The following is a 12,710-nucleotide window of genomic DNA, read 5'->3' as shown; positions in this document are numbered from 1 at the left end:
CAATGTTAGACCGTGGCCGGACGGCGTCTGGCTTTTCTTTATTTTTTACAGGCCCATTTGGTCGGTGATCCAGCGGGGGAGGGCTTGGGTGAGTTTGCCTAGGAATATGAGGACCTATCCTCGTATTGGTCTAATGTTTTACGTCGTCTTCGATTGTAGAAAGATTAATAATCATTCCATCTGACAGTTCGTTCATTTGACCGATCTGATTCATTGTTTTACTTATCAATATTATAATAGTTAATAAGGTAGCTGATATAAAATATTTTTATTTTTTTTAATTCTATCTTTAATACACACTACTATCTATGGAAAAAATCTCTTTAAGTCGCCGACAGCTTTATGACCTGATCTGGTCAGAACCGTTATTAATGCTTGCCAAAAAATATAATATTTCAGATGTCGGTTTGCGTAAAATGTGTGTCCGGCTAAATATACCACTACCGGAGATCGGCTATTGGAATAAGGTAAAAGCCGGAAAGAAGGTGACGATAAAACCTTTTATCGAACAGAAAACTGGCGAACAAAGTGTGTCACTGGCACTAAGAGATAAAAGTCTTCCTGAGGATGAGCTCGGCATATCGCCTGAACTTGCTTTACAGCGGAAGATCGAAGCTGATCCAACTCTTAAATTAGGTGTACCGACTGAACTAACAGATCCTGACCCACTGATTCTTCCCGCACAAAGGGCTCTGTCAAAAGTACCAAAAGACTATCGCGACGGTGACCTATTATTTAGCGGCAGTGACGCACTCGATATTCGGGTCTCAATTACACAGGTCAACCGTGCCTTATTGTTGATGGATACATTTATCAAAGTCATGCAACAGCGCGGACATCATTTTGAATTAACGGATCGGGAAAGCTGTTTGGTTATTTGGAAAAGTAGATACAGTATCACTCTAAGAGAAGGTACGACCATAATACCCGATAAAGATTCCTGGAGAAGACCAACGTTTACACCTAATGGAATTTTTACCATTCAGTTTGACCATTGGGGGAAAATGACGATGAAGGATGGCCAAAAACCGATTGAGCAACAATTAGCAAAATTGATTGCAAGATTGGAGATAAAAGCAATGGAAGAGCGACGTTGGAGAGAAGAAAATGAACGGCAGCAAGCGATCAGAGAAGAGAAGGAACGGCAGCAAAGATTAGTTGCTGAAAGAAAAAAGAATGAGCTTGAATCTTTCAGAACAGTGATTAAAAACGCCCAGCGGTGGAAAGTCACAGAAACAATAAAAGAATATATAGTAGCCGTTGAACAAGAAGCGCTTAAAAAAAATGGTATGACATCTGAGTTAATTGCCTGGTTAAATTGGGTAAAGAAAAAGACTGACTGGTTTGACCCTATGATTGAGGCAGAAGATGACTGGTTATCTGGAATTGACCGGGATAGTTTATTAGCCCCTGATGAGTCAAAACAACCATCTACAACTCATGGTCGATCATCATATAACGAAGATCAACCAGTAATAAAACGTGGGTGGCCCTTATTACCTTGGTATTTAAAAAAAGCTGTTTAGTTTTTCGAGCGACAGTTTTAAATTTTTAATAAACACGGGGGCTTGTAATTTCGATTTGTCTCCAAATATTACTTTATAGACGTTCGCCCATTGTAATTACAAATAAGCCCAGGATGATAAAAGTTTATAAAAGATTTGACTGAAACAACTATCGATTTTAAATTTAGATCAAGGATATCCTGATAGATGTCATCGTATGATGTAAATCCATTTTTTCTTCGCTCTTTCAAATGAGTTAATTCATCGCGAAGCTTTTTTAACTTTAATATCCTGTCCATCTTTTTAGGATATTTCTGTGCAAAATTTTTATTACTTAAATTTGGAATGATACTATTTATTTTATCCTCAAAGGATGCCCATCTTTGAATACGATCCTTTCCTACTAATTTTCCGTTGTAGTTGATTAGTGCATAATCTGGCAGCATCTGATTCATAAAAGCCTCTAAAGCCAAGTAGGAAAATATAATACCTACTGACGATACTTTGAATATATAACTAAATACTACCGTTTTAGAATCTGAACTTTCGTTCAAAGCATTGGAGAAGCGATTTCGTGCATCTTCTAACTGGCGTACCACATCAAATGCTAATGAAAAATAAAATGTCACCGGATTTGGCTCCAGCATCAAAAAATCCTTCTGTTTAAATTTCAATCTGTTAATTCCAAATAGTTCCTTATCTGTTATTTGTAAAAACACAAGGCTTTTATCACGAAGAATTTTCTTTAGTTGTTTATCAGAATTGACCTTTGGAACGTCATCTAACTGCACTGGCCGATCACCATCAATATTATACTCGCGACCCTTAAAGTGTATTTTTGTGCCTTTCATCTGTTTCTGCTTTATTAGGTTTTTGCGATCAGATAAAGAAAGTTTAATATAATTATTCTTTATCCCCGCTTTTCGATCTCTTTTTTAACCTCTGCAATTAATTGCTGTTCTGTAGGTAAATACAGCTTATACTCACTTGCAAAAATGGTTTTGTTATCTTCCGGAAGAGAGATCTTTACAACCGCATTGTTCTTTTCTGCACATAATAAAATACCGATGGTTGGATTTTCAAAGTCTTTCTTTTCGTACCGATCAAAGTAGTTTACGTACATCTGTAGTTGGCCAATATCCTGATGTGTAAATTTTGTGGTTTTTATTTCTATAATTACAAAGCATTGTAAGAGGCGATTATAAAAAACAAGATCAATAAAAAACTCATCGCCTTCAATATGCAGCCTCTTTTGCCTTGCCACAAACGCGAAACCGTTGCCCATTTCTAATAAAAAATCATGCAAATGAGTAATTATGGCTTGCTCCAGGTCCTTTTCATAATAGGACGCCTCGCGGTGTAATCCTAAAAACTCAAGGTACATGGGATCTTTAATTATCTCTTTAGCATCGGACGGTTGCTTTTCATTTCGAGCCACAGCCAATACGCTATCTTTGTCATTGCTCATTAACAATCTTTCCCACAAACTGCTATGGATTTGCCGTTCTAATTGGCGCACCGTCCAATTGTTCTTCATAGTTTCCGCTATATAAAAATCGCGTGAATCTTGACTATCAAGCCGGATTATGACTTTATATTGGCTCCAGCTCAATTGCGAATACAATGTATTCGCAATTGGAAATGTGCGATAAAATTGGCGGAATAGTTCTATCTGCCGTTTTGAGAATCCGCTGCCATATTCCGGCTCTAATTGATCAGCAATAAATTTAGTAAGATAATTACCATAATCTGCCCGGTCTTTTCCTTGTTGTTCTTCTTGGAAAATCCGTTGTCCTATTTGCCAGTACATTAACGAACGCTCATAGTCAACCAGTCGAATCGCTTTGTCTTTCGCATTATGAATAATGGATTGAATATCAGCTATGACAGATTGATTAATAAGCATTTTATAAAGAATTATGGTTCAATAGCAAAACTACAAAAATAGAGGATGTATTAAAGAACGATCAAATACTAACCCAAATAGTGTTAACCAAATCAATTATAAAGGGAATAATTTGTTTCCTAAATTTGAAATAGGCTAAAGTTTTCACGTTAAATGAAAGATGACCGATTAAATCTATATAAGTCCCTATTCAAAGGCAGAGAGGATGTATTTGCATTAAGGTGGGAGAAAGGCGGTAAAAGTAGTTACATGCCTGCTTACAGTTTCGATCCCTATCGATATAAGTTACATCAAATGAAAGGCGGTTCTTTTCAAACTTTTACTGATAAAACTTACCAACCACTAACAGACGACCATCTTATTAAACATCTAAAAGGCGAACAGGTCGTAGGCCTTTACCCATTATTGCAGGATAATACATCCTGGTTCATTGCGGCTGATTTTGATGAAGCAGATTGGATTGAGGAATGCAGGGCATTTATTAAAATTTGCGAGGAACATGATATGCCCGCCTACTTAGAGCGCTCCCGTTCCGGCAAAGGTGGTCACGTATGGATATTTTTTGAAGAGCCTTATGAAGCATTCAGAAGCAGAAAGATCATGATGGCTTTGCTACAGAAAGCAGGTTTGATTTCAGTGTTTGATAAAAACTCAAGCTTTGACCGGCTTTTCCCCAATCAGGATTACCATTCAAAAAAAGGCTTGGGGAATCTTATTGCTTTACCCTTAAACAAAACGAGCTTAAATGATGGTAATAGCTGTTTCATTGATCCCGATACTTTGCAGCCCTTTGATGACCAGTGGGTGTTTTTAAAAACGATTAAGCGGATTACGATAAACCAGCTCAATTACATCTACAAAGAACAAACTGATCACAACGAATTTTCAACTGGATTATTTCAAAAAGAACGGCTTATAATGGATAAGTTAGAAATTATCTTAAACAATGAAATTCATATTAGCCGCATAGGATTGCCTGTTTCACTTGTTAGTTTTTTAAAGGAAGAATTAAACTTCGCCAACAATGAATACCAGGTAAAAAAGAATATCAATAAAAATACCTTTGGCGTGAAACGTTACTTTAAATTGCTGCACGAAACACCGGACTCTATTTCAGTTCCTCGTGGATTTATTGGTAGGTTATTACGGTTTTGTAAAGAGCAGCAAATTGAATATGTGCTCGAAGATCAAAGAAAGAAAGCGGAGTTAATCAATTTCAAAGGCTCTATTGCATTAAGGGAATATCAATTACCCGCGCGCCAAGCATCTATAAAAAAAGATTTTGGAATTATTGTCGCTCCGCCTGGCTCTGGTAAAACGGTATTGAGTTTGGCTATTATAAAAGACAAGCAGCAACCAGCCCTCATTTTAGTTCACCGCAAGCAACTGGCAGATCAATGGATGGAACGTATAGAATCGTTCCTGGGGATTCCTAAGAAGGATATTGGACGTATCGGGCAAGGAAAGAACAAGCCCGGTAAACACATTACTGTAGCAATGATCCAAAGTATGGAAAAAGCTTTGGAATCTACGGAATCCACAGAACTAATAAATGCTTTTGGTACCGTTATTGTCGACGAATGTCACCACGTACCTGCAGAAACTTACCAGCGCGTTATCGGGAAACTGAATAGTTACTATATGTACGGACTTACCGCTACACCATTTAGAAAGTACAACGATGGCAAGTTAATATTTATTCATTTGGGCGAAATTATCCATGAGGTTAAAGCACCAGATGTACAAACTCAAACAGGTACACAAATCATTATTAGGGATACCGACCTGTTTGTTCCCTTCAACACCAAAACAGACAAGTTCGAAACACTTTTTAAGATTTTGATCCATGATTCAGCAAGGAATCAACTTATTTTAAATGATGTGGTTTCACAGCTAAATACCGGTAAGAAAGCTGTTATCATCACAGAGCGGAAAGAGCATATCACTTCTCTACAACAATATTTAAAACAGCATTACGATACCATTGCATTAAGTGGCGAAGATTCTGACTTAAGTAAAAAGTCTAAATGGGCAGCCATAAATAAAGGCGACTTTCAGGTGCTGATTATAACGGGCCAGTATTTTGGTGAAGGAACTGATATTCAAAACATAGAATGCTTGTTCTTAGTTTATCCATTCGCTTTTGAGGGTAAGCTCATTCAGTATATCGGCAGAGTGCAACGATCAGAAGTGTCACCTGTAATTTATGATTATCGTGACCACAAGATTACCTACCTGGAAAGACTGTTTCAAAAGAGGAACCAGTATTATAAAAAGCTCGATCAAAGTGGCCTAACAAATCCGATAGATGAAAGTGAAACAGTAAGCGGTCAAATAAATGAGAAAATTGAAGTGCCCATCGAACAATTAGAATTCAGGTTTGGCAGCATTGCTTTTAAATATGTCGTCGATGACTTCAATGGTAAAGAAGTTGAGTTTGAAATAGAGAATTTAAATATAAGGCCGGAGTTTACCGTGCTTAAACCCTACTTTATCCGGTTCCTCAAAAGCTCTTCTGTAATGATCAACATCCGGGCTACGCTGCAGAATAACAGAATTATATTTAAATCAGCAACTTCTAATGATCTTGATAAAATAAACCGAGAGATCATTGAAAGTGTAAAGTTCCAGTTCTTAAATAAAGATATTATAAAAGGCATCCCCGTAAGGAAAGAAAATCTTTTGGATGCCGGGCAAGTGCAAGGCGGCAGTGAACAATTGATTTATACAAACGAAGATGATCTGCTGGAAAACATACTGGCTCTTAAACAGTATAAGCATCACCCCCACCTGCGTTACCTTTCTCAAAAACATGAACGATCTATATTAAAGCTCCGCTTTGTATTGGAACCGTTCTCTTTTGTATTTTTACTTTCCGGTAATAATCAATATCATTTGGTTTGGGAAACATTAGATACCGAAGAAGCCACTTATATATGGCACATCGATAAATCAATTTATGAACTTGAAAGAAGTATAAAGCGAATAGATGGACTGCTTGGACAGATACGAACAAAAGGCAGACAGCAATATCTTGAAACTAATCCTGAACAATTTAGTCGGGTCGTACATGATTACACAAATGATCATAAAGGGTTTATTGTTTGGAAAGACTTGTTAGAAGAGAAATTATATTGATCTATGCTCTTGGCATCCATTACTGCCTCTATACCGGTGTGAAAGTTAGAACTTTGGCCGATTCCTTCTACTAGGCCACTTTACGAAAGTAGGGCGGCTTTTTTATTTACAGACAAGCAGAATGCTTGTTATATTTTAGGTAAAAGTTGCTAAACTTCGGCCAGTGAGGAGCTTATGCATTAACAAACTCACCTTTTTGCTCGGTGATCTGATTCCCCCACGCTGTGATAGCATCTAAAGTGGGAATAAAGGTTTTGCCAAAATCAGTTAAGCTGTAAACAACCTTAACAGGTGGTTTTTTGCCAAATACTTTCCTTAAAATTAAACCGTCTTTTTCTAATTGCTTTAACTGCAAACTCAGGGTCATCTCTGTTACGGTCTGCATTTCTTTTAAAAGCTCACTATACCTTTTAGGGTTTGCTTTTAAATGATACAAAATTACAGTTTTCCATTTTCCACCAATAAGATCCATCGCCAAACTCACCGTACATGGATAAATTTTACCATTCAGTTTTACATGGTCGCCAATACATTCTGTTTTCATCTATTTCATGTTTGGGCTATCAAAATGGATAGTTATTGCAAATGTATTAAGCTATAAATAGTTTTGCAACTATAATTTTTATAGTTATAAGTTTCACTTAAATAACAAAAAAATGGCACTTGATTTAAAAGGACATGAGGCAATGACACAAAAAAATAAGCCGCTCATCACTATCACCGGTGTTTTGGGCAAGCAGGGACGCAGCGCTGCGCATACGCTGCTACAGAGCGGGCGTTATCGTGTGCGCGGCATTACCCGCCGTGTTGATTCGCCAGAGGCGCTTTGTTTGGTCGCGCAAGGAGCGGAACTTGTGAAGTTACCACTTGATTTGGGATATAAAAAAGAATTCGTGGAAGCGTTCCGCGGCTCGGATGGTGTTTTCATGATGACGCCCAGCATTGCTCCTCCCCTAACTCACGAGATGGAGTTGGGTAAACAGCTGGCAAACGCGGCGGTTGAAGCAGGCGTAAAACAAATTATCTTCAGCAGTTTGGAAAATGTAGCTGAAATTACGGGCGGGAAAAAGTATGCTCCGCATTTTACGGACAAGGCCGAAATTGAACAATATATCCGCACGCTTCCAATCATAAGCTCGTTTATCTGCATGGCATTTTTTTACACCAATCTTATGGAGTTTTACACTCCGTATTTTAAGGACGATACGCTTGTATTTCCGATTTATTTACCAGAGGACTTCCGCGCGCCATTTGTTGATCCCCTTACTGCCACAGGGCCGGCTGTTTTAGAAATTTTTTCAAATCCGGGTCAATATGCCGGTAAGTCTTTGCCAATAATCGGCGATATTATCTCAGCCCGGGAAATGGTCGATACTTTCGTCCAGGTCACAGGCAGGAAGGCTGTGTATAGTTCCGCATTCAAACGGGAGGATTTGCTTCATCATTTTCCGGAATTTAGCGAAAACGAACTGTTAGTGCGTGAGATTTTGGGGATGGCGGAGTACGCGGTTGAATATGGTTATTTCGGCAAAGACCGCGACTGGCTATGGAGCCGCCAAACAAACCCGGATAGCCTCAATTGGGAACAATTTCTACGCACTACTGGCTGGCAAGGCCAAAAGCTTTCCTATTGATTGTTTTTTGAAGGCTTTTGGCAGGCGTCAGGATGGTGATATTTATTCTATAAAAATTCGATTTTAGTCAAGCGGTCCATTTGCAAAGCAATCATCCAAAAAGCTTTGTATCAAAGATTTGAGGCTTTTTATTTTTATAATATCCGTTCATTTTCGCGAGTGTGGGCACCCGCAATTGTTTTTTCGGTTAATGGCGGATGCATAACCGGCGGGGGATAACGACAATGACCGTAAAATAACTTATCCACCCTTTTTACTTTCAATACGCTTTCTGATGCGGCTCAGTGATGGATTTGTAATACCAAGGTAAGACGAGATATGATAAGCAGGAATGCGCTCAATAATATGCGGATGCTGTTCAAGCAACCTGGTATAACGTTGCTCATGTGAGTAAAAGATAAATTCTTCTGTACGCGTTTGGGCAAGATTAAAGAACGATTCAGCCAGCAACCTGCCAAATTTCCCCCAATTTGGATGCGTTTCATACAAACCGTTAAGATCTTTATAGGAGATGAAGAAAATTTCCGAGTCTTCCATCGCTTCGATAAAATACCAGCAGGGGTTGCGTGATACAAAGCTCCGGAAAGAAACGACAAACTGATTTTCAGAGAAAAAGTAGACGTTCTTGTATTCTTCTGTATTGGGGTCCTGATAATAGATCCGGAATATGCCTTTGACGATCAAGCCGAGATCATTGCAAACCATTTGCTGCATGTTGAAGAAATCCCCTTTATTCATTTTCCGCGCTTTCCAAAAAGGCCGGCTGTCGTCAATGTCTTTATCGTTCAATGGCGCAAAATCCCTCAGGTGCTTAAAAATGATATCGTTTGTACAGGTCATTTGATTCCTATATTAATTGCGTACCTGTAATTATACCTGGCATTCATCAAATATACCCTGAATATTACACAATCATTTTCACTTAAGTGAAAATTTACCCCGGCAACGCACTGTAATCGCAGCGTCAGTTTTAACGGCATTTTAACTTAAGTGAAAATCCCGCCGGGCGATCCTGCGGACCTTTGCCATAACAAAACACTTAAAATTACAAATCATGACATTAACTTCTCAATCAAATACAGTAACAGACGCACAGGCCGTTGAAACTGCCACATCATTACGCAAGCTTTATTTTACCCGCGCCGCCTTTTCAGTGATATGGGTGATCCTCATCGCATTTTTTGCAAAAACATCATTGGGAATTGCCAGCGTTTTACTGATCATTTACCCTGCATGGGACGTAGTGGGCACCTTCCTCGACATCCGCGCCAACCACAACAGTCCGTCTAAAACCCCGCAATATGTAAATGCTGTAATCAGTGGGATCACTACCGTAGCTGTAGGCATCGCTTTACAGAAAGGTGTTCCCGAAGCATTGATAGTTTTCGGTGCCTGGGCAATTGGAACGGGGTTGATCCAGCTGATCTTAGGCTTACGCCGCAGGAAATTTCTTGGTGGCCAATGGCCGATGATCATCAGCGGTGGGCAGTCTGTAATTGGCGGCACTTCTTTTATCCTTTTGGCACACGACCCTACAAAGGGAATCAGCAGTTTGGCCGGCTATGCCGCATTTGGAGCTTTTTATTATTTGCTTGCGGGGGTGAGGTTGGCGAAGACGGTTAAGACGACCCGATCAACAACCGCTTAAAATACAATTTGCATTATAAATAGCCCGCTTTGTTAGTAAAGGGGGCTATTTGTTTGTGGGTTATAAACCGGGAGGGGTGTGGATGGGGAGGTTTTTGGATGGGATAAGCATTTTGCCCCCCGCCCGTGTGTGCCACTTAAACGCAAACTGTTGTGAGCGTCCCGCTCATGATTGCAAGCAGACTATTGATAAGTAAATTTGATCAAATAAGGAATTTTGAGAAGTAAATGATGAGGATTTAAGTCTTAAATTGCCGATAATTTTTGATGTTAACCGAGAGCGGGACGCTCGCAACAGTTTGCGACCAAGCCAGAGGCTTGGACGGGCGGGGACAATTTCTGTGCACTACCAGTTGGCAAGGCCAAAAACTTTCATTTTGATTGTTTTTTGGAGGCGTTTGCCAGGCATCAGGATGGCGATATTTATTCTATAAAATTCGGCTTTAGTCAAGCGATCCATTTGCAAAGCAAAACCTAAAAAAGCCTTGCATTATGTTATAGCCCGGGATGGAATATCCGGACTAAAAGCTGGCCGCTTCAATACTTCCCGGTTTACATTGCCCTTGGTTGATAATTACTCCCAAATGCCGTTCTGCGCTGTAAATATCACTGGCTGACCGCCAGTTACCATAATGGTATGCTCATGCTGCGCAACAAAGCCACCTTTATTACCCCTCAGGGTCCAGCCATCGGCTTGTGTATCGGCAATTGTTGACCGTGTTGAAATGAATGTCTCTATCGCTACCACCGAATTCTTTTTGAAACGCGCGGTGTTATACCTGTCGAAGTAGTTAGCTATCTCATGGGGTTCTTCGTGCAGGCTGCGACCAACGCCATGCCCGGTCAGGTTTTTTATTATCGTGTAGCCGGCTTTTTTGGCTTCAGTCTCTATTAACCTGCCTATCTCCGATATCCTGACACCTCCTTTAATGTTGCTTATCGCCTTCCTCAAGATCTCTTTTGATGCTTCTACCAGTCTGCCATGGCCGTGAATATCTTCGCCCAATACAAACGAGCCGCCATTGTCTGCCCAATAGCCATTTAATTCTGCCGACACATCTATATTTACCAGGTCACCTTCTTTTAGGATCTTATCCACTGATGGTATGCCATGCGCAGTTTCCTCATTAATACTGATACAAGTATACCCGGGAAAACCATAGGTTAACGCAGGTGCAGAATTTGCGCCCATCTGTGCCAGCAACTCGCCGCCATACTCATCAAGCTCCTTTGTTGAAATGCCCGGTTTGGCAAACTTACGCATCTTTTTGAGCGTGATGGCAACAACATCACTTGCCTGCTGCATTCCAATTCTTTCGTTTTCCGTTGTTATAGACATTTTTAACTTTTTATCTGTCGCAAAATTAACAATTAATACACTTTACACCGTTTACCAAACGTCAGTTTATCAAAACAACGTTCCGGCAATTATGTTCGGCTTTTGTTGCAGTTAAGCATGGATGCTTAACCCGGGCAGGAGCTTTTTTGTTTTGTGGACAAGCAGAATGCTTTTTATATTTTAGGTCGAGGTTGAGCAACTTCGACCAGTGAGGGGGCTTTTTACAACCCGCATGTTGGTTACCTGAACGCGGGGCACTAGTAGCCCGCCTCTTTTGGCCGACGCGGGTACTAGCGCCAGGTGGGGGAGAGCATCTGGACTAACGGATATTAGCACCAAGGTCCCAATAATTACACTAGTTAAACATCAATTTAGTCCAAATTAATTATAATTTAGTGTAATTCCTCCATACGCTCCGAGCCTAAGTGTCTGCTCTAAAGCAGGCAAGTCAAGCGCCGAACCGGACCCAATATGAAGTAACCAACGGGAAAGATTAGTAGCGTTTTCCAGAACTTTATATTCTGTTCCCTGTGCATCCAGCTCATTCTTCAATTTATCCAAATAAACAGGATTTAATTGGATGCTCGGCTTTGGGCCGGAACCAATAATGTTCGCAAAGGCATTAGAGCAAAGGTGGAATTGGGCGGTGTTGTCTTCTTTCCAACGAATCAACAAACCATTGCAGCAATTGAGTTTCATATAATGAATCGATGTACTTTCGATAGATGATTCAAATTGGTTGGCAAGCTGTAATATGCCTGGTAGGCCTGACTCCGTATCAAAGGCTTTGGTCAGAAACCGCTTGGTTGGCATTAACAAAAAGGAAGCAAAATGATTTGCTTCCTTTTCGTTTAAATCGCAATTGTGTGAGGCATTGAAGGATAATGAAGTTCCGTTTTTCAACAGGTTGCGGTGTTCATCTATAAAATAATGTCCGAGTTCATGGGCGATTGTGAACCTGATCCTGGGTATTTTGTTTTCATCCAACATATCCATGTTCAAAAACACTGTAAATTCTTTGGATTTATGGTATAACGTACCGATAAAGTATTTCTCGTAATTACCTTTGACCAGTATAATATTTTTTTTCTTCAGGATCAGTTCCAAATCCGTTTTGCCGTTAGCAAAATTTTCTTCCGCAATAGACTCAGCAAGTTCTGCTATATCTTCATATCTTTCTGGTTCCACATTCTTATAGTTTTAATTTAGCCAAGTCATCCTCCATTTTCTTCTTGATGTGGTCCGGGAGTTCATTTCCTTTCTCATCCCTTGCAGCTAGCGAACAGTTTTCTGTTTGTAGTTTAATAATGTTATCTTGATGCGCAGTCAGCTTTGAATAAGCTTCTTTTAAAAATGACGGTTCCTGCATATCGTCAGGCAGAATGATATCTGTATCGCCGAAAGTACGTTCGTAGGCTGATACTTCATTAACTGTCTCCGGAAAGAGAAATCCGTTTGTCCTTAATAGGAATTCTAGATCTACTTTAGGATCTTTGGAGTTCGAGTTGTTGTTGGTTGCCAAGCTTTTCATAATGTGTTTC

General features: G+C 39.8%; 11 protein-coding genes. 4 read left to right on the top strand and 7 right to left on the bottom strand.

Translation table 11 applies throughout. From position 1 onward, the window contains the following. Positions 1–308 precede the first annotated feature (308 nt). Positions 309–1,526: a hypothetical protein gene (locus tag BUE31_RS27510; RefSeq protein ID WP_073407094.1), complete on the top strand. Its 1,218-nt coding sequence runs from the start codon at positions 309–311 to the stop codon at positions 1,524–1,526. A 68-nt stretch (positions 1,527–1,594) separates the two neighbouring features. Here the strand turns inward: BUE31_RS27510 and BUE31_RS27505 are convergent, their stop codons facing one another. Together BUE31_RS27505 and BUE31_RS27500 are read right to left on the bottom strand one after the other, a co-directional pair. Beyond that, positions 1,595–2,356, bottom strand: a complete 762-nt coding sequence (locus BUE31_RS27505) for a hypothetical protein (protein ID WP_073407093.1) — start codon at positions 2,354–2,356, stop codon at positions 1,595–1,597. 59 nt (positions 2,357–2,415) lie between these two features. Beyond that, positions 2,416–3,411, bottom strand: coding sequence for a PDDEXK nuclease domain-containing protein (locus tag BUE31_RS27500; protein WP_073407092.1), 996 nt, complete (start codon positions 3,409–3,411; stop codon positions 2,416–2,418). Positions 3,412–3,564: 153 nt separating this feature from the next. Here BUE31_RS27500 and BUE31_RS27495 point away from each other — a divergent pair, with 153 nt between their 5' ends. Beyond that, positions 3,565–6,549 (top strand): DEAD/DEAH box helicase, encoded by a 2,985-nt coding sequence (locus BUE31_RS27495; protein WP_234997919.1) that lies wholly within the window; start codon positions 3,565–3,567, stop codon positions 6,547–6,549. Positions 6,550–6,721: 172 nt separating this feature from the next. Here BUE31_RS27495 and BUE31_RS27490 read toward each other — a convergent pair whose 3' ends face one another. Next, entirely contained in the window at positions 6,722–7,093 is a 372-nt protein-coding gene (locus tag BUE31_RS27490; RefSeq protein ID WP_073407091.1) for a winged helix-turn-helix transcriptional regulator, read from the bottom strand. Positions 7,094–7,205: 112 nt separating this feature from the next. Here BUE31_RS27490 and BUE31_RS27485 point away from each other — a divergent pair, with 112 nt between their 5' ends. Continuing rightward, a complete protein-coding gene (locus BUE31_RS27485) occupies positions 7,206–8,183 on the top strand; it encodes an NmrA/HSCARG family protein (RefSeq protein ID WP_200801995.1) in 978 nt (325 codons plus the stop codon). Between the two features lie 240 nt (positions 8,184–8,423). Here the strand turns inward: BUE31_RS27485 and BUE31_RS27480 are convergent, their stop codons facing one another. Beyond that, the gene (locus tag BUE31_RS27480) at positions 8,424–9,023 is read right to left on the bottom strand and encodes a Crp/Fnr family transcriptional regulator (RefSeq protein WP_073407090.1); all 600 of its coding nucleotides are present in this window, start codon (positions 9,021–9,023) and stop codon (positions 8,424–8,426) included. Between the two features lie 214 nt (positions 9,024–9,237). Between BUE31_RS27480 and BUE31_RS27475 the strand changes: the two genes are divergently transcribed. Then, positions 9,238–9,831, top strand: a complete 594-nt coding sequence (locus tag BUE31_RS27475; RefSeq protein ID WP_073407089.1) for a hypothetical protein — start codon at positions 9,238–9,240, stop codon at positions 9,829–9,831. 573 nt (positions 9,832–10,404) lie between these two features. Here BUE31_RS27475 and map read toward each other — a convergent pair. The 3 genes from map to BUE31_RS27460 all read right to left on the bottom strand — a co-directional run bounded on the left by map (position 10,405) and on the right by BUE31_RS27460 (position 12,700). After that, entirely contained in the window at positions 10,405–11,169 is a 765-nt protein-coding gene (gene map / locus BUE31_RS27470; RefSeq protein WP_073407088.1) for a type I methionyl aminopeptidase, read from the bottom strand. A 381-nt stretch (positions 11,170–11,550) separates the two neighbouring features. Next, complete coding sequence (locus tag BUE31_RS27465) at positions 11,551–12,357, bottom strand: ImmA/IrrE family metallo-endopeptidase (protein ID WP_073407087.1); 807 nt, start codon at positions 12,355–12,357, stop codon at positions 11,551–11,553. A 4-nt stretch (positions 12,358–12,361) separates the two neighbouring features. Next, a complete protein-coding gene (locus BUE31_RS27460) occupies positions 12,362–12,700 on the bottom strand; it encodes a hypothetical protein (protein ID WP_073407086.1) in 339 nt (112 codons plus the stop codon). Positions 12,701–12,710 lie beyond the last annotated feature (10 nt).

This window comes from Mucilaginibacter sp. OK098, from assembly GCF_900142915.1.
Lineage (GTDB): Bacteria > Bacteroidota > Bacteroidia > Sphingobacteriales > Sphingobacteriaceae > Mucilaginibacter.
This window is presented reverse-complemented; position numbering and strand designations above follow the sequence as displayed.